Annotated in this window: 1 pseudogene; it reads left to right on the plus strand. The window is 36.8% G+C overall.

The annotated features are described in order from the left end of the window. Positions 1–270 (plus strand): annotated as a pseudogene (locus DY78_RS16330) (hypothetical protein); the annotation flags it as partial. Positions 271–307 lie beyond the last annotated feature (37 nt).

Genomic DNA, 307 nt, shown 5'->3' on the forward strand with positions numbered 1-307 from the left:
ATCAGATTGTTTCTTGCGTATGCAACAGGTACTCGTGGAGAAAAAGATGCAAATGGGTTTTACTATAAAGCTAATCGAGAATTTATTAGTCATGCACCTGAAAACAGTGAAGATGATTTTTCCAAGATGTTTACCCGGTCAGATGATCCAGAAAAGCCAGATGCTTATGACACAATCCCAGACATCAAAAAATATCTTGATAAGCACGGCATTGATTATTCTCATGCAAAGTTTAAAGGTGACTATGTTGATTTAATTCCAGAGGATTAATCATGATAATCGTCAAGGAACCAACTAACGAGGAACG

This window comes from Lactiplantibacillus fabifermentans DSM 21115 (genome assembly GCF_000498955.2).
In the GTDB taxonomy this organism is placed as follows: Bacteria; Bacillota; Bacilli; order Lactobacillales; family Lactobacillaceae; genus Lactiplantibacillus; species Lactiplantibacillus fabifermentans.